General features: G+C 64.5%; 20 protein-coding genes. 8 read left to right on the top strand and 12 right to left on the bottom strand.

The genetic code is table 11. The features are described 5' to 3' along the window. Positions 1-69: 69 nt before the first annotated feature. Positions 70-879 carry a MipA/OmpV family protein gene (locus AC1RRJ_RS02640; RefSeq protein ID WP_493120161.1) on the bottom strand — a complete coding sequence of 270 codons (810 nt, stop codon included), beginning with the start codon at positions 877-879 and terminating at the stop codon, positions 70-72. 124 nt (positions 880-1,003) lie between these two features. On the opposite strand from AC1RRJ_RS02640, the gene AC1RRJ_RS02645 reads away from it, so the two are divergent. Together AC1RRJ_RS02645 and AC1RRJ_RS02650 are read left to right on the top strand one after the other, a co-directional pair. Then, entirely contained in the window at positions 1,004-1,789 is a 786-nt protein-coding gene (locus tag AC1RRJ_RS02645; RefSeq protein WP_493120162.1) for a response regulator, read from the top strand. Then, positions 1,782-3,227, top strand: a complete 1,446-nt coding sequence (locus AC1RRJ_RS02650) for a sensor histidine kinase (RefSeq protein WP_493120163.1) — start codon at positions 1,782-1,784, stop codon at positions 3,225-3,227. Before AC1RRJ_RS02645 ends, AC1RRJ_RS02650 begins: the two co-directional genes overlap by 8 nt. Here the strand turns inward: AC1RRJ_RS02650 and purT are convergent. Next, positions 3,224-4,405, bottom strand: coding sequence for a formate-dependent phosphoribosylglycinamide formyltransferase (gene purT / locus AC1RRJ_RS02655; protein WP_493120164.1), 1,182 nt, complete (start codon positions 4,403-4,405; stop codon positions 3,224-3,226). The two genes, AC1RRJ_RS02650 and purT, sit on opposite strands and share 4 nt — an antisense overlap. A 121-nt stretch (positions 4,406-4,526) precedes the next feature. Here purT and AC1RRJ_RS02660 point away from each other — a divergent pair, with 121 nt between their 5' ends. Together AC1RRJ_RS02660 and AC1RRJ_RS02665 are read left to right on the top strand one after the other, a co-directional pair. After that, on the top strand, positions 4,527-4,958 hold the full coding sequence (locus AC1RRJ_RS02660) for a nuclear transport factor 2 family protein (protein WP_493120165.1): 432 nt from the start codon (positions 4,527-4,529) through the stop codon (positions 4,956-4,958). A 67-nt stretch (positions 4,959-5,025) separates the two neighbouring features. Beyond that, positions 5,026-5,712, top strand: a complete 687-nt coding sequence (locus tag AC1RRJ_RS02665; RefSeq protein WP_493120166.1) for a helix-turn-helix domain-containing protein — start codon at positions 5,026-5,028, stop codon at positions 5,710-5,712. An 18-nt stretch (positions 5,713-5,730) separates the two neighbouring features. Here the strand turns inward: AC1RRJ_RS02665 and AC1RRJ_RS02670 are convergent, their stop codons facing one another. Both AC1RRJ_RS02670 and guaA read right to left on the bottom strand, forming a co-directional pair. After that, complete coding sequence (locus tag AC1RRJ_RS02670) at positions 5,731-6,225, bottom strand: GFA family protein (protein ID WP_493120167.1); 495 nt, start codon at positions 6,223-6,225, stop codon at positions 5,731-5,733. A 6-nt stretch (positions 6,226-6,231) separates the two neighbouring features. Beyond that, positions 6,232-7,818, bottom strand: a complete 1,587-nt coding sequence (guaA, locus tag AC1RRJ_RS02675) for a glutamine-hydrolyzing GMP synthase (protein ID WP_493120168.1) — start codon at positions 7,816-7,818, stop codon at positions 6,232-6,234. A 196-nt stretch (positions 7,819-8,014) separates the two neighbouring features. On the opposite strand from guaA, the gene AC1RRJ_RS02680 reads away from it, so the two are divergent. Then, positions 8,015-10,534 carry a TonB-dependent receptor plug domain-containing protein gene (locus AC1RRJ_RS02680; protein ID WP_493120169.1) on the top strand — a complete coding sequence of 840 codons (2,520 nt, stop codon included), beginning with the start codon at positions 8,015-8,017 and terminating at the stop codon, positions 10,532-10,534. Here the strand turns inward: AC1RRJ_RS02680 and AC1RRJ_RS02685 are convergent. From AC1RRJ_RS02685 to AC1RRJ_RS02710, 6 genes are all read right to left on the bottom strand, one after another. Beyond that, complete coding sequence (locus AC1RRJ_RS02685) at positions 10,531-11,583, bottom strand: glycosyltransferase family 4 protein (RefSeq protein ID WP_493120170.1); 1,053 nt, start codon at positions 11,581-11,583, stop codon at positions 10,531-10,533. The two genes, AC1RRJ_RS02680 and AC1RRJ_RS02685, sit on opposite strands and share 4 nt — an antisense overlap. Beyond that, on the bottom strand, positions 11,580-12,461 hold the full coding sequence (locus AC1RRJ_RS02690) for a UDP-2,3-diacylglucosamine diphosphatase (protein WP_493120171.1): 882 nt from the start codon (positions 12,459-12,461) through the stop codon (positions 11,580-11,582). The genes AC1RRJ_RS02685 and AC1RRJ_RS02690 overlap by 4 nt, the downstream gene beginning before the upstream one ends. A gap of 144 nt (positions 12,462-12,605) precedes the next feature. Then, positions 12,606-14,039 (bottom strand): aldehyde dehydrogenase family protein, encoded by a 1,434-nt coding sequence (locus AC1RRJ_RS02695; protein WP_493120172.1) that lies wholly within the window; start codon positions 14,037-14,039, stop codon positions 12,606-12,608. 86 nt (positions 14,040-14,125) lie between these two features. After that, on the bottom strand, positions 14,126-14,419 hold the full coding sequence (locus AC1RRJ_RS02700) for a GIY-YIG nuclease family protein (RefSeq protein WP_493120173.1): 294 nt from the start codon (positions 14,417-14,419) through the stop codon (positions 14,126-14,128). Between the two features lie 60 nt (positions 14,420-14,479). Further along, a complete protein-coding gene (locus AC1RRJ_RS02705) occupies positions 14,480-16,126 on the bottom strand; it encodes an acetolactate synthase large subunit (RefSeq protein WP_493120174.1) in 1,647 nt (548 codons plus the stop codon). Between the two features lie 160 nt (positions 16,127-16,286). Next, entirely contained in the window at positions 16,287-16,784 is a 498-nt protein-coding gene (locus tag AC1RRJ_RS02710; protein ID WP_493120175.1) for a cupin domain-containing protein, read from the bottom strand. Positions 16,785-16,869: 85 nt separating this feature from the next. Here AC1RRJ_RS02710 and AC1RRJ_RS02715 point away from each other — a divergent pair, with 85 nt between their 5' ends. After that, positions 16,870-17,772: a LysR family transcriptional regulator gene (locus AC1RRJ_RS02715; protein ID WP_493120176.1), complete on the top strand. Its 903-nt coding sequence runs from the start codon at positions 16,870-16,872 to the stop codon at positions 17,770-17,772. Between the two features lie 3 nt (positions 17,773-17,775). On the opposite strand, the gene cobT is transcribed toward AC1RRJ_RS02715, so the two are convergent. Then, positions 17,776-19,599 (bottom strand): cobaltochelatase subunit CobT, encoded by a 1,824-nt coding sequence (cobT, locus tag AC1RRJ_RS02720; protein WP_493120177.1) that lies wholly within the window; start codon positions 19,597-19,599, stop codon positions 17,776-17,778. 242 nt (positions 19,600-19,841) lie between these two features. On the opposite strand from cobT, the gene AC1RRJ_RS02725 reads away from it, so the two are divergent. Then, the gene (locus AC1RRJ_RS02725; RefSeq protein WP_493120178.1) at positions 19,842-21,035 is read left to right on the top strand and encodes an MFS transporter; all 1,194 of its coding nucleotides are present in this window, start codon (positions 19,842-19,844) and stop codon (positions 21,033-21,035) included. After that, the gene (locus tag AC1RRJ_RS02730) at positions 21,032-21,166 is read left to right on the top strand and encodes a hypothetical protein (protein ID WP_493120179.1); all 135 of its coding nucleotides are present in this window, start codon (positions 21,032-21,034) and stop codon (positions 21,164-21,166) included. Before AC1RRJ_RS02725 ends, AC1RRJ_RS02730 begins: the two co-directional genes overlap by 4 nt. Here AC1RRJ_RS02730 and AC1RRJ_RS02735 read toward each other — a convergent pair. After that, positions 21,163-22,350, bottom strand: a complete 1,188-nt coding sequence (locus AC1RRJ_RS02735) for an alpha/beta hydrolase (RefSeq protein ID WP_493120180.1) — start codon at positions 22,348-22,350, stop codon at positions 21,163-21,165. The genes AC1RRJ_RS02730 and AC1RRJ_RS02735 overlap by 4 nt on opposite strands. Between the last annotated feature and the right edge of the window lie 85 nt (positions 22,351-22,435).

A 22,435-nucleotide genomic window follows, 5' to 3' on the forward strand; every position in this document is an offset into this window, starting at 1 on the left:
GCCTAGGGCGCGCGAGCGGGGCGCGATCGGTCGTGATCCGAAATCCGCGCCCGTCCACGCGCGGGCTTGTCAGAAGCGGTAGGCCACAAACACTCCGCCGTACCATTGATCGGGTGATCCCCGGAGCCGCACCAGCGGGGCCTCCTTCGCATCGCCCAGCAGCCGCGTATATCCGCCGGTCGCGGTGATCATCCAATGGTCGGTCAGGCGATATTGCGCGCTGCTGCTCGCGCCGGCATCCTTCATGCCCTTTTCGGCGGCGAAAGCGGGAAGCCCGCTGCGGGCCGCCTGCGCGGGGGTAACGCCGAAATAGGCGCGCATATATTTGTCATCGACCCAGCTTGTCGTGCCGCTCAGCGACAGCGAAAGTTTGTCGGTCAGATCGAAGTCGACGCCGCCCGTGGCGGTTCCCACAACGCCCTCATGGCCGCTTGCTACATCCTTGGTCAGCGAAAGTTCAACCCAGGCGGGGCCAACATCGAAGCGGGCCGATCCGCCGACTTCGATCGCTGTACCGACCTTGCCGAGCCCGACCAGCGCCCGGTTTCGCTTTTCGGTCCGGTCGCGGCGATAGCGCGCCACCGGACCGAAGCTGATCTTCATATTTTCGGCGGGCTCTATGCGGATGATGTTCACGCCGAGCTCGGGGCCGCGGAGATAGGCGATGTCCTTGTATCCGACCGCTATGAAGGGGAAGGGCAGGACTTCATAATCCTTCGATCCTTCGTAATCGGGCGCATAGATCGCACCCGCGCCGAGCACGACATTCCAGTCGCCGCCTTCGGCCGGAGGTTCCTGCGCATGGACGTCCGCCGACAGAAAGAGGACCGCAGCGGTCATCGCCGCGCCGCAGGCGCCGATCGCAAGCGACTGTTTCAACGAGGGGGTCTCGGCTGATCGGATATGGCTCATAAATTCTCCCGGGGGATGGACAATGTCCTGCCGGGTCTAGGCGGTCGCCCGCCGCGCGCGATAACCCGCCCGTATCGATTTGTTTCAATATATGTCGGGTAGAGACTTGGGGATGTGCCGGGGCTATCGTCCGGTGATGTCGACTGCACGGCAATCCCATATCCTTGTCGTCGATGACGACCGTCACATCCGGACGATGCTGTCGCGTTATCTGAGCGACCATGGCCTGCGGGTTACGATGGCTGACGGCGGCGAGCAGATGATGGAGCTGTTCGCCGGCCATCAATTCGACGTCGTCGTGCTTGATGTCATGATGCCCGGCGACGACGGCTTTACCCTGTGCCAGCGACTGCGCGCGCGCAGCCATGTTCCGATTATCCTGCTGACCGCGCGCGACACCGAAACCGACCGCGTGATCGGCCTCGAACTCGGCGCCGACGACTATGTCGCGAAGCCGTTCAATCCGCGCGAACTGCTTGCGCGGATCCGCGCGATGCTGCGTCGGGCGACGATGGTCTCCATCCCGGCAACCATCGCCAAGCAGACGCGGTTCTGCTTCGCCGGCTGGACGCTCGATCTGACCAAGCGTGCGCTGACTTCCCCCCGCGGAACCCGCGTCGATCTGACAACTGGCGAGTTCGACCTGCTAACCGCGCTCGCGCAGCACCCCCAGCATGTGCTCAGCCGCGACCAGCTGCTCGATCTGGTTCATGGGCGCAGCAATCTCAACATCGACCGCAGCATCGACGTCCAGATCAGCCGGCTCCGCCGCAAGATAGAGGAAAATCCGCAGGAGCCGCTGCTGATCCGCACCGTGCGCAATGGCGGCTATTTCTTCGCGGCCGAGGTTGAGCACGGGATGGCGGAGCATGGCTAGCCATGGCCCGCGCCTGTCGCGGTTGAAGCTGGCGCCGCGGATCGGCCTCGCGATTTTGCTCACGGTCGGCGCCGCCTATCTTCTCAACCAAAGCCTGCGGTTTTTGATTCCGCCGCCGCCGTTTGTGATGGTGGAGCATGGCTGGCTGGTGGATTCGGTGGTCCGCGGCGCCGATGTGGCAAAGGCCGCCGACGGGGCGGAGCGCGCCAGGGCGCTTGGCGCGATGGCCTCGTCGCAATATCTGGACTTTGGTCTGACCCGTGCACCGCCGTCATCCTTGGGCGGGTCCGGCTCGCAGCTTGCCCGCGGCCTGCAGCAATCCATCGCCGCCCGCCTCGGCGTCCCCGAAGAGCGGGTCGTCGTCACGAGCGGCGTTTATGACGAGACGAATATGGAGCGCACCGCGCGCCCCGCGATCGTGATCATTCCCGAACTTCCGGCGGTGCTCCGGTCGGAGACGCTTGCGAGCAGCGAAAGCAGCGTGCTCGGCGAGCTCCTCATTTCGGTGAAGCTGGACGACGGCAACTGGATGACCGTGACGCAGCGCAACCTGACGGCGTCCTGGCGCCATTATGCGCGCATCACCTTTGCCATTGTCGGCAATTTGCTGATCGTGATCCTGTTCTCGATCTGGATCGCGCGCAGTATCGTTGTGCCGCTGACCCGTCTTTCGGCCGCGATCGAAGCGCTCGGGCGCAACCGCGAGCCGACGCTTCTCGCCGAAATGCGGCTTCCCGAATATGCCGCGATCGCCGACAGCTTCAACACGATGCAGCTGCGACTGAAACGCTTCATCGACGAACGGATGGGGATGCTGGCGGCGATCTCGCACGACCTGCGTACGCCGCTCACCCGGCTTCGCCTGATGGCCGAATATGTCGAAAATCCCGAGCACCGCGAGCAGTTGCTGCTGAATGTGGGCGAGATGGAAACGATGATCGGCGACGCGCTGGCGTTTATGAGCGCCGAAGCGCGGAACGAGAAGGTCGAGGTGGTCGATCTCGCCGTTCTGCTAATCAGCCTGACCGACGAATATTGCGATTTCGGCGAGCGTGTCACTTACAGTGGCCCGGAACATGCCGACTTGCCATGCCGTCCGTTGGCGCTGAAACGCGCTTTTTCGAACCTGATCGCCAATGGATGCAAATATGGTGGTGCGGTCGAGGTCCGGCTCGCCGTCACCGCCGACGCCTTCGCGGTCGATATCCATGACGAGGGCGAAGGGATCCCGCCCGAGTATGAGGAAAGGGCCTTTCAGCCCTTCGAGCGACTTGAAACGTCACGAAGCCGCGAGACGGGCGGATCAGGGCTGGGGCTCGCGATCAGCCGGGACATTGTGAGCAGCCACGCGGGCGAAATCAGCTTTCGGCGGCCGGGCAGGGGCTTTGTCGTCCATGTCCGCTTGCCAAGGCCGGCCTTGCCGACCGCGACAAGCTAATCGCGATAATCGATGACGAGCTTCGCCGCCGCCGCAACCGCTGCCGCGCGGGCATCGCCGGTTGTTCCACCTGCGGCGCGCGCCAGCGTGACGCCCATGCGGCGATAGGGCCGCGTGACGGGCTTGCCGAAGATGCGGGCATCGACAGCAATATCGGCATCGGGCGGAGTGAGCGCATCGGCGAGGCCGGTGATCGCGAAATCGCTCGCATCGCGGTCGGCGAGCAAGACCGCGCTCGCGCTCGCATCGGGCGCCGCGATATCGGGGATCGGCAGGCCGAGGATCGCGCGCGCATGAAGGTCGAACTGGGTGAGGCGCTGCGAGATGAGCGTCACCATGCCGGTGTCGTGCGGGCGCGGCGAGAGTTCGGAGAAGATCACCGCATCGCCCTTGACGAAAAATTCGACCCCGAAAATGCCATGGCCGCCGAGCGCGTCGACGACCTTGGTCGCCATGTCCTGCGCGCTCGCCAGTGCAGCGGCCGACATGGCGGCGGGCTGCCAGCTCTCGCGATAGTCGCCGCGTTCCTGGCGGTGGCCGATCGGCGGACAGAAAGAAACGCCATCCTTGTGGCGGACGGTCAGCAGCGTGATTTCATAGTCGAAATCGATGAAGGCTTCGGCGATCACGCGCAGCCGGTCGCCGCGCATTCCGGCGGCGGCATAATCCCATGCCGCGTCGATGCCGGCGGCGTCCTTGACCGTGCTTTGCCCCTTGCCCGACGACGACATGACGGGTTTGACGACGAGGGGGAAGCCGACGCGGCCGGCCGCGGCCATCAGCTCCTCGCGGCTCGTCGCATATTCGAAGGTCGAGGTCGTGAGCCCGAGTTCGCTGGCCGCCAGGTCGCGGATCGCGTCGCGGTTCATCGTCAGCTGCGCCGCGCGCGCTGAGGGGACGACGTGGAACCCTTCGGCTTCGACCTCGGCGAGGATTTCGGTGCGGATCGCCTCGACCTCGGGGACGATATGGTCGGGCTGGTGCTTGGCGATCGCGCCGCGCAGCGCGTCGCCGTCGAGCATCGAGAAAACCTCAAAACCATCGGCGACCTGCATCGCGGGCGCACCCGCATAGCTGTCGCAGGCGATCACGCGGCACCCGAGGCGCTTGGCGGAAATGACGAACTCGCGGCCGAGCTCGCCCGAACCGAGGAGGAGGATGGTGGCGGTGGGGGTCATATACGGCTCCGAATCTGAAGCCGCATCCACACCCGATATCGCGCCGGAGCGCAATGCACGTTTGTTCAACGCGCCTCGGCGAGCATCGGATAAACTCTCTCCGGTTCACGGGAGAAAGAAGATGGCCGACACCGCACAGCTCGAACGCGTCCTGACGACTGAGGCCTTGTTCGACCGTTATCATGTCGGTTGGGAAACGAAGGATCCCGAACTGATCGCATCGCTGCATTCGGCGGACACGGTCTTCCAGCTCCACGACGGGTCGGCCCCCGTGATCGGGCGCGACGCGCTGCGTGACCATTGCCGGACCTTGTTCGCCACCTATGATTTCTCGCAACGTATGGGGCGGCGGCTCTATGGGGCTGATTACTGGACCTTCGACTGGACGATGGTCCTGACGCTCGCCTTGTCCGACGGCAGCCGTTTCATTGCGCATGTCGACATGCTCGACGTCGTGATGGTGAATGCTGCGGGAGAGGTCGTCAGCAAGCATGTCTATCCCGACACTGCGCAGATGCAGACGGCCTTCGCCCGGGCGGGGATTGCGCGGTAGAAAAAGCGAAAATGCTCCCCTCCACCCACTCTTGCACCCGGCGCGCGGGGGACGGATAATCGCGGCCATGCCCGACCCTGTCTCACCTTTCCTCAACAGTTGCTTTCCGGTCGGAAACCGAAGCCTTGCCGCGCACGCCAATGTCGTGACGGCCGTGCTGGTCGGACGGACGGGGTCTGTGCGGCTGGAGCGGGAGGGGATTTGCGTCGAGGGCGATGTCTTGCTGGTCAGGCCCGGTATCGTTCACGCGGTTTCATTCGCCGAACGCGGTGCCGACGTCCTCTATCTGAACGGGCTCGCCTTTCCGTTTGACGCTCCATTGGGGCAGGCCTTGAGCGGACCGCTCGCCTGTCTGGCGCTCGACGCGATGCGCGGCGAAGAAGACGCGATCGCTGAATTGCGCGCCGGTCTGGCGCCGCCGCTAACCCGGACGCCACCGCCCGGGATCGCGGCGGTCGTGCAGGCCATCCACGCCGACCCGATGTGGCGCATGTCCCAGGACCAACTGGCGAGCCGCCTGCGCATGGAACGCACGCAGGCGCTGCGCTGTTTTAAAGGGGCGACGGGGCAGGGCTTTCGCGAGTATAAACTCTGGACCGCGCTGCAACAGGCAACGCAGGCGATGGTCGAGGGCGCACTGGTCCGCACCGCCGCGATGGATGCGGGCTTCGCCGACACCGCGCATCTCTCACGCGTGTTTCACCGTGTCTTCGACCTTACGCCCAGCGCAGGCATCGCCGGCCTCGCATCCTGACGCGCAGCGGCTACGCCGTCATTCGGGCCATGCGTCGGTATCGTGATCGGGGTGCTGGTGATTGCTCGCCCGGATCGCGCCGACATATTCGCTCATCGTCTCTTCGGTCGTGCCTTCCTCGCGCAAACCGGGGAGTGTGTCGAACCAGGGCATGCGCCCCTCGGTGCCGAACTGGACCCGCGGCGGAAAGTCCGCCGGATTGTCGAGCGAGCCCGTGGTGACGCTCAGATGCTTGCTCGCCGCATAATCATAATAGAGCGGTGTGCCGCAATCGCCGCAAAAGCCGCGCTCGACCTGATCCGAGCTTTTGAAGGTCGCGGGCGTTCCGCGCGTCCAGCGCAGCGCATCCTTCGGAACACCGATCAGCGCCGCGAAATAATTGCCCGCCGCTTTCTGGCACATGCGGCAATGGCAGATGTGCGACGTGTCGAGCATCGCACTGGCATGATAGCGCACCGCGCCGCACTGGCAGCCCCCTGAGGCCTGGATTTCAAGGCGTTCGGGGCTGCTCATTGCGACTTACTCCCATTCAATGGTGCCGGGCGGTTTCGACGTATAGTCATACACCACCCGGTTGATCCCTTGAACCTCGTTGATGATCCGCGTTGCGCAACGGCTGAGGAAGGCGGCGTCGAACGGATAAATGTCGGCGGTCATGCCGTCGGTCGAGGTGACGGCGCGCAGCGCGCAGACATTGTCATAGGTGCGATGGTCGCCCATCACGCCGACGGTCTTGACCGGCAGCAGCACTGCGAAAGCCTGCCAGATCGCATCATAAAGCCCGGCGCCCCGGATTTCCTCAAGATAGATGGCGTCGGCCTTGCGCAGCGTGTCGCACGCGGGCTTGGTCACCTCGCCCGGGATACGGATCGCGAGGCCGGGGCCGGGGAAGGGGTGGCGGCCGACGAAAATGTCGGGGAGGCCGAGCTCCTTGCCGAGCAGGCGAACCTCGTCCTTGAACAATTCGCGCAAGGGTTCGACGAGCGCCATCTTCATGCGTGCTGGCAGGCCGCCGACATTGTGATGGCTCTTGATCGTCACGCTCGGGCCGCCGGTGAACGACACGCTTTCGATGACGTCGGGATAGAGGGTGCCTTGCGCGAGGAAGTCGGCGCCGCCGAGCTTCTGCGCTTCCTCGTCGAACACATTGATGAACTCGCCGCCGATGAACTTGCGCTTCTTTTCGGGGTCGCTGACCCCGGCGAGACCCGCCATGAAGCGTTCCTCGGCGTCGACGACGACGAGCGGGATATTATAATGGTCGCGGAACAGACGCTCGACCTGCTCGCGTTCGTTGAGGCGAAGCAGGCCATGGTCGACGAAGACGCAGGTCAGCTGTTCGCCGATCGCTTCGTGGATCAGCACCGCGGCGACCGCGCTGTCGACCCCGCCCGACAGGCCGCACAATACGCGCTTGTCACCAACCTGTGCGCGGATGTCGGCGATCTTGCTGGCGCGGAATTCGGCCATCGTCCAGTCGCCCGAACAGCCGCAGACGTGGCGGACGAAGTTGGCGATCAGCTTGGCGCCGTCGGGGGTGTGGACGACCTCGGGGTGGAACTGCGTGCCATAATAGCGGCGCTCGTCGTCGGCGATCAGCGCGAAGGGCGCGCCGTCGCTGACCGCGACGATGCGGAAGCCGGGGGCGAACTCGGTGACCTTGTCGCCGTGGCTCATCCAGACCTGATGGCGTTCGCCGACTTCCCACAGGCCGTCGAACAGGACGCAGGGTTCGGTGACGGTCAGGAAGGCGCGGCCGAATTCGCCGTCGCGCTCGCCATCCTTGCCGCCGGGTTCGACCTGTCCGCCAAGCTGCTGGCTCATGACTTGCTGGCCATAGCAGATGCCGAGGATCGGCAGGCCGCTGTCGAAGATCGATTGCGGCGCGCGCGGGCTGCCGTCGGCGGGGACCGAGGCGGGCGATCCCGACAGGATCACGCCCTTGGGCTGCATCCGTTCGAGCGCGGCCTCGGCCGCGTTGAACGGGACGATCTCGCTATAGACGCCGGCCTCGCGGACGCGGCGGGCGATAAGCTGGGTCACCTGACTGCCGAAATCGACGATCAGGATGGATTCAGGGGCGAAGGACGTGTCTGGAGTCGGCATGGCTGGCCGATAAGGGCATGCGCCCATGCTGTCCAGCGGTCGATGGCCGCCGCCGGTCGAACTTCGCTCGTCCTGCCATATTGTTGCGACAAATCGCGACTAGATGAACCGCGGGCCAAACAGGATGTCAGGACGGGTTCAGCCGGCCGGCGATAAGAAACAGCGATAACAAGAATAGAAGAAGGCGCCTCTCCCAATGAATAAGACCCTCTCGATCCGGGCCGTTCTGCTTGCCGCGACGGCGCTTGCGGCGACGCCGGTACTGGCGGCCGACGAAGCCGGCATCGCCGCGCTCGCCGTTTCTGCCGCCGCCGCCGACCAACCGTCGGATAGTGCACCGGCCGCGCCCAGCAAGGATGAGGATTATGACGAGATCGACGGCGAAGAAATCGTCGTCACCGCGCCGCGCCTCGCGGGACAGCTCGACACCAATATCTCGGCCGAGGTCGAACTCGATGAAGCGGCGATCGCCAGCTATGGCGCCTCGTCGATCGAGGAATTGCTCGACGCGCTCGAACCGCAGACGCGCTCGGGCCGTGGTCGCGGCGGCGGCCGCCCGGTGATGCTGGTCAACGGTCGGCGGATTTCGGGCTTTGGCGCGATCCGCAACCTGCCGCCCGAAGCGATCGCGAAGGTTGAGGTCTTCCCCGAGGAAGTCGCGCTGCAATATGGCTATGCCGCGACCGAGCGCGTCGTCAATTTCGTGCTCAAGCCCAATTTCCGCCAGATTTCGGTCGAAGGCGAAGCGGGTATGCCGACGCAGGGCGGCCGTTTCCAGAGCGAGCTGGAGCCCGCCTTTGTGGCGATCGGCCAGAACGGCCGGATCAACGTCAACGCCGGCTGGGAACATAAGGGATTGCTCCGCGAAAGCGACCGCAACATCGACTATAGCTCCGACCCGGACCGCGCCGACGAAGCCATCGCGCGCAGTCTGCTTTCCGCCACCGATGAATATGTCATCGACGGCACGATCGTGCGCAACATCGACAAGCTGACGGAGGCGTCGGTCAGCGTGCGTTTCGACCAGACCGACAGTTTGAGCCTGCTTGGCCCCGGCCTCGGCGGTCCCGCCGATCCGCGCCGCCGCGACAGTCGCGCCCAGAATTTGACGACATCGGCGAGCGTCAACGGGATGCTCGGCGACTGGCGCTGGTCGGCGACGGGCAATTATGCCGATGCCGACACGCGTACTTTTACCGATAGCGGCGATGGCACCACCCGCGACCGTTTCGACAGCAGCCAGCAGAGTTTCGGCGCCAATGCCAATATCTCGGGCAGCGTCATGGAGGGCTGGGCCGGGCCGATCCGCGCGTCGATCACCGGTGGCTATAGCGGGCTGCGTTTTGACAGCGAGGCACAGGGGGCCGTGACCCAATTGTCGCGCGACACCCCCAGCGTCTTCGGATCGCTGACGATCCCGCTGTTCGATCCCGAATATGAGGTCGGCAATTTCGGCCGCGTGTCGCTGACCCTGAACGCGCAGGCCGAGCGGCCGAGCGATTTTTCGGCGTTGAAAAGCTGGGGCACGACGCTCAACTGGGGCGTCACCGACAATTTGTCGCTGATTGCCAGCTACAAGAATGACGAAGCGGCACCCAGCATGACCCAGCTTGGCGCGGCGCCGCTGGAGACCGACGGCGTCACCTATTATGATCTCAAGACCGGTCAGACGGTGCAGATCACGACGATCACCGGCGGCAATCCCTTCCTGCGCGCCGAACAGCGGCGCGATCTGAAGGTCGGGCTCAACTGGGAAGTCCCGATGCTCGAGGGGCTGCGCTTCTCGATCGATTATAACCGCAACCAAAGCTATGACACGGCGAACAACTTCCCGTTGCTGACCGACGCGATCGAGGCGGCTTTCCCCGATCGCGTGACGCGTGCGCCCGACGGCACGCTGCTTTCGCTCGACCAGCGGCCGGTCAATTTCGACCGCGCGACCAATTCGCAGATTCGCTGGGGCTTCAACTTCGGTAAAAGCTTTGGCCAAAAGGAAGCCGAGGCTGGCGGCGGTCGCGGACGTCCCGACGGCGAACGGCGCGGTGCGCGCGGCGGTGAAGGCGCGGCTCCGCCGCCCGGTGGTGCCGCTGAAGGCACGCCTCCCGCGACTGAGGGTGAACGTCCCGCGGCAGCGGCGGGCGAGCGGCGGCGCGGCGGCCCTGGTGGTGGCCCCGGCGGCGGGTTCCGCGGCGGTCGTGGGCCGGGCGGCCCCGGCGGCATGTTCGGGGGGCCGCAACAGGGCGGTCGCTGGCAGGTGTCGCTCTATCACACCGTCAAGCTCACCGACAAAGTGCTGATCGGTCCTGGTGTGCCCGAACTCGACCTTTTGAACGGGTCGGCGACCGGGAATGGCGGCGGCAGCAACCGCCACCTCGTCGAACTCGACGGCGGGCTCTTCTATCAAGGGATGGGCGCGCGCCTCAGCGCCAAATATGACAGCGGGAGCCGCGTCGTCGGCGGAGCGAACGGCGATCTCGATTTCGGCGATCTCGCGACCTTCAACCTGCGCTTCTTCATGGACTTCAACCAGAAGCCCAAGCTGATCGAGGCCGCGCCCTTCCTGAAGGGATCACGCCTGCGCCTGTCGATCGACAATCTCTTCGATGCGCAGCGCAAGATCACCGACGGCAGCGGGCGGGTGCCGCTCAATTACCAGCCCGGCTATACCGACTCGCTGGGTCGCTATGTCGAGCTGGAGTGGCGCAAGTCTTTCTAGGCCGCGAGGCGCGGTGCGGCGACGGCCGTTTGGGATGACGGATCGGCGGGAATGAAGGTCAGAGCCTTCAGAAACTGTGCGGTGCAGGCGGGCCAGCTATAGCGCGCGCCGAGCGCGGCGGCGTCGCTGCGCTCGCATGCCAGCGCCGCCGCGATTGCGGCGTCCAGATCCGCGTCGAGAGCACCTGCGCCGTCACGGATGATGTCGGCGGGCCCTGGAACCGGATATGCGGCGACCGGCGTGCCGCAACTTAGCGCCTCGATGACGACGAGGCCGAAGGTGTCGGTGCGGCTGGGGAAGACGAAAACATCGGCGCCGGCATAGGCGGCGGCGAGCGTTTCGCCCGACAGCTTGCCCATGAATACGGTTGTCGGATGCTGTGTCTTCAACTCGGCGAGTGCCGGGCCGTCGCCGATGACGACCTTCGTCCCAAGGCTGTCGCTGCCCAGAAACGCGCCGATATTTTTCTCGACCGCGACGCGGCCGACATAGAGCTGGATCGGGCGCGGCAGTTTCGCGAAGTGCGGATGCGGTGCGCGGTCGGCACGGAACAGGTCATGGTCGACTCCGCGCTCCCACATCATCGTCTGGCCCAGCCCCTGTTCGGCAAGCTCGCGCGCGAGGCTGCGTGTCGCGACCATGATGTGCTGCGCCGGGCGGTGGAACCAGCGGATGAAGCGCCAGACGAAGGCGGGTGACAGCGGCAGCCGCGCCGCGACATATTCGGGAAAGCGGGTGTGATAGGCGGTGGTGAAAGGAAAGCGGTTCTTTACGCACCAGCGCCGTGCCGCGAGCCCGAGCGGGCCCTCGGTCGAGATATGGATCGCCTGCGGGCCAAACGCGCGGATATGCCGCCCGATCTTGCGCCATCCGGCGAAGGCGAGCCGGATTTCGGGATAGGAGGGGCAGGGGATCGAGCGGAACAGGTCGGGCGAGACGACCCCGACCTCATGCCCCGCGGCGCGCAGTTCGGCGATCGTCGCCTGCAGGGTGCGGACGACGCCATTGATCTGCGGCTCCCACGCGTCGCTGACGATGAGGATCCTCATGCTGCGCGCGCCGGGGCGGGCAGTGCGAGCGTTGCGGGCACCGCGCGGGCCGCGACCTCTTCGGCCCAGTGCAATATCTCCATCGTCCCGTCATGATGCTCGACGAGCGCGGTGCAGCCTTCGACCCAGTCGCCGTCGTTATAATATTCGGTGCCCTCGATCTCGCGCATCTCGGCGCTGTGGATATGGCCGCACACGACGCCATCGACCCCGCGTGAGCGCGCGGCGTGGGCGACGACTTCTTCGTAGCGGCCGATGAACTGGACGGCGTTCTTGACCTTGTGCTTGGCGACCATCGACAGCGACCAATAGGGCAGGCCAAAGGCGCTGCGGATGCGGTTCACGACCACATTGCACTTCATCAGCGCGGTGTAGGCGGCGTCGCCGACGAAGGCGAGCCAGCGGTGCGCGAGCATCACTGCGTCGAACTCGTCGCCATGGACGACCAGCAATTTGCGGCCGTCGGCGGTTTCGTGGATTGCCTCGCGCCGGATTTCGACCCCGCCGAAATCGAAGCCGTCGAAGGGCTTGCACATCTCGTCATGGTTGCCCGGAACGTAGACGACGCGTGTGCCGCGCTTCGCGCGCTTGAGCACGCGCCAGACGACGTCATTATGCTCGGGCGGCCAGAAATGACGCTTCTTGAGCCGCCAGCCGTCGATGATGTCGCCGACGAGATAGAGTGTCTCGCAATCGACATGGTCGAAAAAGTCGATCAGCATCGCGGCGTTGCAGCCGCGGGTGCCAAGGTGAATGTCGCTGACCCACACCGTGCGATAGCTGCGCCGTTCGCCGATCAGCCGTTCGGGCACATGCGGGTCGGTGGTGAAGGGGTCGGGAAAGCGGGCGGGGATGGGCAGGGTCGAAATCGTTGCCATGTCACACTCCGAAAGCAGCCTTAGCTGCCCTCGGCCTAGACAGGAGATTTGTTACAGCCTGCGATTCAAAGTCGCGTCAGTTCGGAGACGCTTTGGCGGCGGTTGTGTGACGATGGTTCCCCTCCCGCCTGCGGGAAGGGGGTGTTAAACCCGCCGGATCACCAGATTGCGGATCTCGCTCATATCCTCCATCGCGAAGCGGATGCCCTCGCGGCCGAGCCCGCTGTCCTTGACCCCGCCATAGGGCATATTGTCGACGCGATACGACGACACGTCGTTGACGACGACCCCGCCGACATCAAGATGATCCCACGCTTCCAGCACTTTATGGATGTCGCGCGTGAACAGTCCCGCCTGCAACCCGAACTTGCTGTCGTTGACCTCGGCGAGCGCGGCGTCCCAGTCGGTGAAGCTGGACAGGATCGCGAGCGGGCCAAAGGCTTCCTCACGATAGGCGTCGGCGCTGCGGTCGACATTCTCCAGCAAGGTCGCCTGCAGCATCGCGCCGTCGCGCTTGCCGCCGACGAGCAGCTTCGCGCCGCCCGCGACCGCCGCCTGAATCCAGTTGTCGAGCCGCGTGGCTTCCTTTTCGGAGATCATGGGGCCGATGAAGGTGTCGCGCGCCTTGGGATCGCCCGCGACTAGTGTTTTGGTTTTGGCGACCAGCATGTCGCGGAACCGATCGTAAATGTCGGCGTGGATGATGATCCGCTGGACCCCGATGCATGACTGGCCCGACTGATAGAAAGCGCCGAAGATGATGCGGGCGAGGGCATGGTCGAGGTCGGCGTCCTTGTCGACGACGACTGCGGCGTTGCCGCCGAGTTCGAGCACGACCTTCTTCTTCCCCGCCTTCGCCTTCAAATCCCATCCGACGCCGGGTGAGCCGGTGAAGGACAGCAATTTCAGCCGCTCGTCGGTGGTGAACAGGTCGGCGCCGTCGCGGGTCGCGGGCAGGATGCTGAAGGCGCCCTCGGGCAGGATGTCGCACTCGGCGAGCACCTCGCCCATGATGATCGCGCCCAGCGGGGTCATGCTTGCGGGCTTCATCACGAAAGGACAGCCCATCGCTATCGCCGGCGCGATCTTGTGCGCGGCAAGGTTGAGCGGGAAATTGAACGGCGAGATGAAGCTGCACGGCCCGATAGGCACACGCTTCCACATCCCCATATAGCCCTTGGCGCGCGGGCTGATGTCGAGCGGCTGGACCTCGCCATAATTGCGTACCGATTCCTCGGCGGCGATGCGGAAGGTGTCGATCAGGCGCCCGACCTCGCCCTCGGCGTCGTTGATCGGCTTGCCCGCCTCGACGCACAGCGCATAGGCCAGTTCGTCGAAGCGCTCCTTGAAGCGGCCGACGCAATGGTTGAGGACGTCCTGCTTCTCGTAGCTGGCCAGCCGCGCCATCGGCTCGGCGGCGCGCACCGCCCCGGCGATCGCTTCGTCGATCACATCGGGGGTCGCGAGCGCGGTGCGAAACGCGACCTCGCCGGTGAACTTGTCGGTGACCGCAAGATCGGTGTTGGGCTGCACCGCCTTGTTGTTGAGATAGAGCGGATAGACGTCCTTGAGCTTCATTCTGCTTCTCCAACACTCTTCAACGCTGTCACGCCGGCTCCCCACTTTGTCATCCCCGCGAAAGCGGGGACCCAGGGGCGACATATTCAGCCGTTGAGACGCTCATAAAGATCGACCCACTGCGGATTGTCGCGTTCGATCAGTTCCAGTTTCCAGGCCCGCCGCCACTTTTTGATCGCCTTCTCCCGCGCGATCGCTTCATGGACGTCGGCAAAGGCTTCGGCGTGCACCAAGCGATGAACGCCGTAACGCTCGGTGAACTGCGATCCTTGCCCGTTGCGATGCTGGTCGCAACGGGCGGCAATGTCGCCGGTCACCCCTGTATAGAGCGTGCCGTTGCGTCCGCTGGCAAGGATATAGACGTGATAAGTCTGATCCATTTCGCTCCTGGGTCCCCGCTTTCGCGGGGATGACAAGAAACAAGTGGCGGTGGGTCGTTCTTACAGCTCCTTCGACAGCTTCTTGATGTCGATGTTCAAAATCTGGTCATTCTCCGAATAATCGACCGGGCAGTCGATCAGGTGCACCCCCGGCGTATCGCGGGTGTGGGCGAGAAGTTCCTTCAGATGGGCGGCGCTTTCGACGCGGTGGCCGTGGGCGCCATAGGCTTCTGCATATTTGACGAAATCGGGGTTGCCATAGGTCAGCCCCCAATCCTTGAAGCCCATATTCGCCTGTTTCCAGCGGATCATGCCATAGCTGTTGTCGTTGAGGATCAGCACGGTCATGTTGAGCCCCAGGCGGACTGCGGTCTCCATTTCCTGGCTGTTCATCATGAAGCCGCCGTCGCCGCAGATCGCCATGACCTTGCGCTTCGGATAGAGCATTGCCGACATCATCGCGCTCGGCAACCCCGCGCCCATCGTCGCCAGCGCATTGTCGAGCAATACGGTGTTGGGGCGATAGGCGGTGTAGCCGCGCGCAAACCAGATTTTGTAAACGCCATTGTCGAGGCAGATGATGCCGTCGTCGGGCATCGAGTCGCGAACCTGCTGGACCAGATGCGGCGGGAAGATCGGGAAACGCGCATCCTCGGCCAGCGGCGCGGTGTGCGCGACTTCGCCCTGACGATAGGCGAGCAGATGGTCGAACTTCCAGCCGCCATTGGGGACGATATCTTCCTTCATCTGCCAGATCGCGTTGGCGATATCGCCGATCACCTCGATGCCGGGGAAATAGACGGGATCGACCTCGGCGGTCTTGGTCGAGACGTGGATCACCGTCGGCCCGCCCTGCTTCATGAAGAAGGGCGGCTTTTCGATCACGTCATGGCCGAGGTTGACGATGCAGTCCGACGCCTCGACCGCGCGGTGGACGAAATCGCCCGACGACAGCGCGGCGCAACCGAGGAATTTCGGATGGCGCTCGTCGATCACACCCTTGCCGAGCTGGGTGGTGAGGAAGGGAATGCCGGTCTTTTCGATGAATTGCAGCAGCATGCGGCTGGTCATCGTGCGGTTCGCGCCCGCGCCAATGACGAGGACCGGCGAGGTCGCTTCCTCGAGCGCCTTCACCGCCTCGCGGATCGATTTGACGTCAGCGGTCGGGCGGCGCGAAAGGCTGCGCTTCAGCGGCAGGCTGTCGGTATGCTCGTCGGCGATATCCTCGGGCAGTTCGATATGCACCGCGCCGGGCTTTTCCTCTTCGGCAAGGCGAAAGGCCTCGCGCACGCGGCTCGGAATATTGTCCGACGACGCCATCTGGTGCGTATATTTGGTGATCGGCCCCATCATCGCGACGACGTCGAGGATCTGGAAGCGGCCCTGCTTCGATTTCTTGATCGGTTTCTGGCCGGTGATCATCATCATCGGCATGCCGCCCAATTGCGCATAGGCCGCGGCGGTGACGAAGTTGGTTGCGCCGGGGCCCAAGGTTGCGAGGCAGACGCCGGTCTTGCCGGTGTGGCGCCCGTAAGTCGCAGCCATGAAACCCGCGCCTTGTTCGTGGCGGGTCAGGATCAGCTTGATCTTCTTCGATCGCGAAAGACTGTCGAGAAAGTCGAGATTTTCTTCGCCCGGGACGCCGAAAATATATTCGACGCCTTCTTCTTCCAGACAATCGATAAACAGGTCGGATGCTTTTTTCACAAGTGTCGCCCCTCCGCTGCGCACAACATGGTGCGCCCCCTAGTCGGTGCCGGCGACCCTCGGCACATATATAGTTGCAGCGGCTCTCGTCGTTTGGTCGCGAGTCCTTGCTGCCCCGGAAGGGTTTGTAACGAGGGGCAAAGGGGTTGTCACCCGCTCGCTATTCACCATCCCAATAGGCGGGCGGCGGCGCGTCGCCGTCGACCAGCAAGTCGAAACCTGCACCGTCGGCGATGATCTTTGTCTTGCCGCTGTCGGGATATTCGATCACGTCGATGTCGGGCCGGTTGCTGATCGCCAGATAGCGCAGTGCTTCCGCCCCGTCGTTGACGATCTGGTGCGCGCCGTCCGGTCCGCCGGCGGGGCAGGCCAGCATGTCCCCCGGTCCGACCGGAGAGGAGCCGTTACCATAGCGGAACGTGCCGCTTCCCTCGAGGATCAGGAAAAGCTCTTCGGTCGCGCGATGGCTGTGGAAGGGAAAGGCGCGCTTGCCGGGCGGTACGACGAAGATGTTGCAGCCGAGACGCTCCAGTCCGAGCAATACGCCCGCCATAGCGACATCGACGGCATAGCGTTCGGCGGCCGGCCCGGTCGCGCGGTGCGGTTCGGGCAGGGGCGCGCTGGGGAGCGTGAAGACGTTGATCGATCGCTGGGGCATGATTTTCTCCTGTTGTTCGTTGTCCCTAGCGGTCGCGCATCATAACGATATTGTATAAATTGCCATATGTGCCATTCAGATATGAATGATCCGCAACGTCGATTGGTCCCTTTATCGCAGCTTCCTGGCTGTCATGGAGGCAGGCTCGCTCTCAGCGGCAGGCCGTCGGCTGCGCATCAGCCAGCCGACGATGGGGCGCCATATCAAGGCGCTTGAAGCGGCGCTGGAACAGAGCCTTTTTCTCCGAACGCCCGACGGGCTTTCGCCGACCGACGCTGCTGTCACGTTGATGCCCCATGCGCAGGCATTGGCCGATGCGGCGGCGGCGCTGACCCGCGTCGCTTCGGGCGCGCGCGATGCGATGGAGGGAATAGTCAGAATTGCAGCCAGCGAGGTGACGGCAGCCGAGATATTGCCGCCGATCCTGCGCGACATGATGGACCGGTGGCCGGGGCTGACGATTGAGTTGGCGGTGTCCAACGGCGATGAGGATATCATGCGGCGGGCGGCCGATATTGCCGTCCGCATGGCAGCTCCGCAGCACGAGGCGCTGGTCGCCAAAAGGATCGGAGCCTTTGCGCTTGGCCTCTATGCCCACCCCGCCTATTTGCACGACCGCCCGACGCCGCGACGGGTCGAGGACCTTGAAGATCATCGGCTGGTGGGATTCGACCGCCCCTTTGCCTACACCGACATTTTCCGGTTGTCGGGGCAGCGCATCGCACGTGATCGCTTCACGCTGCGCTCCGACAGCGACATGGCCCAACTCGCGGCAATCCGGGCGGGGTGCGGAATCGGCGTGTGCCATGCGCCGCTGTCGAGCGGGCTGGTCCGCGTGTTGCGCGCCGACTTCGCGCCCGAGGTCGAGATGTGGCTGCTGATGCACCCCGACTTGCGTTTTCTGGGGCGGTTCGACGCTGCCTTTTCGCATCTGGCCAGCGCGCTGGCGCGCCATATTGCTCACACCGGTGAGGTTGAGCGCCGATGATGCTCAATCGATGTCGAACAGGCTCGCCAGCTGTTCGACCATTGTGCCGCCCAATTGCTCGGCGTCCATGATCGTGACCGCGCGGCTGTAATATCGCGTCACATCATGGCCGATGCCGATTGCGCAGAGCTCTACCGGCGAGCGATTCTCGATCCATTCGATCACTTGCCGCAGATGCTGGTCGAGATAGGCGCCGTGGTTGACCGACAGCGTGCTGTCGTCCACCGGCGCGCCGTCCGAAATCACCATCAGGATGCGGCGTTCCTCGGGGCGATTGATGATCCGGCTGTGCGCCCATGTCAGCGCCTCGCCGTCGATATTTTCCTTGAGCAGCCCTTCGCGCATCATCAGCCCCAAGGACTTGCGCGCGCGGCGATAGGGTTCGTCGGCGGGCTTGTAGATGATGTGGCGCAGGTCGTTGAGGCGGCCGGGGTGCGCCGGGCGGCCCGCGGCGAGCCAGTCTTCGCGGCTCTGTCCGCCCTTCCACGTCCGCGTGGTGAAGCCCAGAATTTCGGTCTTCACGCCGCAGCGTTCGAGCGTACGCGCAAGGATGTCGGCGCTGATCGCCGCGATGCTGATCGGCCGCCCGCGCATCGACCCGCTGTTGTCGATCAGTAGCGTGACGACGGTATCGCGGAAATCAGTGTCGCGTTCGACCTTGTAGGACAGCGACTGGCCGGGCGAGACGATGACGCGGGCGAGGCGCGCGGCGTCGAGCTGGCCTTCCTCCTGGTCGAAATCCCATGCACGGTTCTGCTGCGCCATCAGACGGCGCTGGAGCCGGTTGGCAAGCTTGGTCACTGCGCCCTGCAAATGCGCCATCTGCTGGTCGAGATAGGCGCGCAGCCGCGTCAGCTCGTCGGCGTCGCACAGCTCGGTCGCGAGGATGATCTCGTCGTGCTTTTCGGTGAAGCGCAGATAGTTGAAGTCGGGAACGTCGGTGGGCAGGCGGTTGGGGCGAACGGGCAACATGCCTTCGTCGCCTTCGCCGCCCATTTCGGGTTCGCCGTCGGCGTCCATTTCCTGCGCGTCGGGGTCGCTGTCGCCATCGTCGGCCTGATCGCCCGCCATTTCGGCGCGGGCATCGACTTGCGATTCGCCGGCGCCGCCGTCTTCGCTATCCTGTTCTTCCTGGCTTTCCTCGGCCTCGGTTTCATCCTCTTCGCCGCCGTCCTCGCTGCCCTGTTCCATCGGCTCGTCGCTCTGGATCAGGTCGAGGTGGCGGAGCGCGATCTTCGCGGTTTCGGCAAAGGCGGCCTGATCGTCGAGCAGCATCGACAGTGCGGTGATGTCGCCGCCGGCATCCTTGGCGATCCATTCGCGGACCAGCGACAGGCCGGTTTCGGTGCCCTGCGGCGGGGTCTCGCCGGTCAGCGCCTCGCGCAGCATCAGTTCGAGTGCGCTCGAAATCGGCACATCATCGCGGTTCTGCGCGCGGCTGATCGGGTCGCTGCGCATCCGCATGGCAAGGCTGGCGGACAGATTGCTGCGCATCCCGTCCATATGGCGCGCGCCCAGCGCCTCGACCCGCGCGCGCTCCATCGCGTCAAACGCGGCTGCGGCAATCGGCTCGGCGGGGCGTGCCGCAGCGTGCAATTTCTCGCTGTGATGCTTCATCCGCAGCGCATAGCCGTCGGCAAAGCCGCGCGCTTCGGCGACCTGATCGGCGGGCAGGGTGCGCGAAGGCGTCGGAACCTTGATCGCCTTGCCAATCTGCGCGGGCGCGTCGGCGGTAAAACCGACCTCGACCTCGGCATCGCGCGTCACCGCACGCGCCACGCTCGACAGCGCGGCCTTGAAGTCATCGAGAGGAGAAGAAGCGGACATGGAATCGGCTCTAACCAGCTTTTGCCGTGGAAGGAAGATAGTGAGGAAGCACTTATTGCAATCGTCACCCCGGACTTGATCCGGGTTCAATCCACCGGCGAAGGCATGGACCCCGGATCAAGTCCGGGGTGACGAAAGAGAGACGTCGAAAGGGCAGACAGGCCGGGTCATAGCTATGCTCGCTTGACGCCGCAGAGGTGCAGGGGCATCCGCGACCCATGGCCTCCCCCACAATCTCCCCCATGAAAAAGCCCTGGATCGTCATTCTCTGCGCGGCGTTCATCGTCACGCTCGCGATGGGTGTCCGCCAGTCCTTCGGCCTGTTCCTGCCGCAGATGAGCGTCGATATCGGGATCAGCCGGTCCGACTTCGGCCTCGCGATGGCGCTGCAAAATCTGCTCTTTGGCCTCGTTCAGCCCTTCGTCGGAGCGCTCGCCGACAAGCATGGCGCGGGGCGCGTCGTGCTCGGCGGCGCGCTGCTTTATGCGGTCGGGCTGATCGGTGCGGCGCTCGCGACCGATGCGATCGGGCTGCATATCAGCTTCGGCCTGCTCATCGGCATGGCGCAGTCGGCGACAACCTTTGTCGTCGTGCTCGGCGCGGTTGGCCGGGTGGTGAGCCCCGAAAAGCGCAGCGGCGCCTTTGGCATGGTCACTGCGGGCGGATCGCTCGGCCAGTTTCTCGTCGTGCCGCTCGCGTCGCGGTTGCTTGGCGACCTGGGCTATCACGAGACATTGTGGATCATGGCGGCGATGGTTGCGCTCTGCGGGCTGCTGGCGATCGGTGTCGCGGGGCGAACCGATGGATCCGGCCTCGCCGCCGAAGTCGATCAGACCGCGCGCGCAGCCTTGCGCGAGGCGACAGCGCACCGCGGTTACTGGCTGCTCAACGCAGGCTTTTTCGTCTGCGGTTTCCACATCGCCTTCATCGCGACGCATCTGCCCGCCTATCTCGACGACAAGGGGCTGGGGATCGAAATCGGCGCGCAAGTGCTCGCGCTCGTCGGCTTGTTCAACATCCTCGGCTCTTATGTCTTTGGCCGCGCGGGTGACATGCTGCGCCAGAAATATGTCCTGTCTGGACTCTATGTCGCGCGCTCGGCGGTGATCGCGCTGTTCCTCTTTATGCCGCTCAGCCATGCGAACGCGCTGGTCTTCGCGGGCGCGATGGGCTTCCTGTGGCTCGGCACCGTGCCGCTGACCAGCGGGATCGTCGGGCGCATCTTTGGCATCCGCTATCTCTCGATGCTCTATGGCATCGTGTTCCTGAGCCATCAGCTCGGCAGCTTTTTCGGCGCGTGGATGGCGGGGCTGATCTTCGATGCGACCGGCAGCTATAATATCGCGTGGGGCTTTTCGATCGCGCTCGGGCTGTTTGCGGGGCTCGTCCACCTGCCGATCGCCGACGCGCCGGTCAAACGGCTGCAACCGGCGTGAAGATCGCGCGGCAGGACTGGGTGGCGCTCGGCCTGTTCGGCCTTGTCGCGGCGGGCGGCCTGTGGCTGTGGAGTGGCGAGGGGCTGGTGATCTGGCTCGCCGACGTCGCGGTCATGTGCGGCTTCGGCTAGGGCGCTTCCGCCGTCGGCACGCGGTTGCATATCGCATCGTCGCCATCCTTGGGAACCGCGGGATCGGGAAGCAGCCGAAAGACATAAGCGAGATGCGTCGCGACGCGTTCGGGCCGCGTTCGCTTGTCCGCGACGACATCGACAAAATCGCGGCACGCGACCGCGCTGCGCAGGAAATTGCTATGCCCCGTCGAGGTGCGCGACACGTCGGTCGTGTCGATCACCGTCATGCCCGAAATCGCAACCGGATAGCAGCGCGCGGGAAGTCCCTTGGCCTGGAGGTCCGCCGCCTCGAACGGATCGAAGCAATAGGGTGACCCCAGCCGCGGATAGCCGTGCAACGCGCGCGATGCGGCGAGCGCCTTGTCCTTCAGCGAGACGTAAACGCTGATGTGCCGACCGCGCGCGACGCGCGCCGGGGCCAGAACATCACCGGCAATGTCGCGCTCGAACGTCTCGCGGTCGATGTCGGGGGAGGCGAGGATGATGTTCGAAATATTGCTGCTGTCGGCGGTCGCCGACGCCCGGTCGACATAGGCGACCGCGGGCACGACCAGCCGGGCGCCCAGCGAATGCGACACGATGATGATTTCCTTGACCCATGTGCGTTCGGCGAGCGTCTTGAGGAAATCGCGGAAATTGCGGACGTCGTGATACATGTTGGTCTCGTCGACCGCGTAACCAAGTATTTCGCCCTGCGACGGCCAGCTATATTCGATCACCGGGCCGTCGAAGCCGGTCATGCGCTGGATTTGCGCCGTATCCTTCGACGTCGTCTCGAACGTCTCGCGATAGCCATGGACATATAGGAGGACGCGGCCCTGCTTGCGGTCGGTCTCGGCCTGCAACGCGCGCCACCAGTCGGCGCTGTCCTGAAACGCCATCGGCGTGCGCAATATCTTGTCGCGCCCGACCTTGACCTCGACCGGTGCGGCGAAACGACCATAGCGCATCCGGTCGCCGCGATGGCGCAGCAGGCGGATATCGTCGGTGCGGCAGTCCGGCAGTCGGCTGGTCGCAAAGAACAGTGGCAGCGCCGCGCCATCGACCGCCGCGCCCGGCTGCGCAGTGCAGCGCGGGTCGGCGACATAGTCGGCATGGCGGACCTTGCCATATTCGACCGGTGTGATGCAGCCCGAGAGCGCGAGAGAGCCAAGGGCTGCGATCAGGATTTTCGTTCGCACGGCTGTCTTTACCTTTGAAAGCCCCGACATGTCGCAGGGTTACCGGCTTTAGAGGCCGAATGGGGCTTTGCCAAGGCGTGTTAAT

The sequence above is a fragment of the Sphingopyxis sp. GW821-FHT12C06 genome, from assembly GCF_058807415.1.